A 290-nucleotide genomic window follows, 5' to 3' on the forward strand; every position below is an offset into this window, starting at 1 on the left:
GATGCCTTAAAGCCTCCAGTTGTTCGGAATTGAACAAGTCTTTCATCTTACCAAGTTCTTTTTTCAATTCCTTGGTTTCGGTCTTTAGTTCTTGGTTCTCCGTCCTTAATCGGTTACTGGTTGTCCTTGCGTTGTCCATTTGTTGTCTATAATACTCCTTGTCATTCTCGGCTTTGAATGCCTTTGTGCCGTTTTGCTCTTTTTCAAGTATAGCCTTTCCCAGTCTATCGGATAGCTGTTCATTTTCCCCCTCTAAAGCCTTTACTTTGGCTTTTAAGGCATCCTTTTCC

Annotated in this window: 1 pseudogene; it reads right to left on the reverse strand. The window is 41.4% G+C overall.

The window, feature by feature from the left end:
• A pseudogene (locus HMPREF2794_RS00820) lies at positions 1–290 on the reverse strand (mobilization protein); the annotation flags it as partial.

Source organism: Bacteroides sp. HMSC067B03, assembly GCF_001811315.1.
GTDB lineage: Bacteria > Bacteroidota > Bacteroidia > Bacteroidales > Bacteroidaceae > Bacteroides > Bacteroides faecis.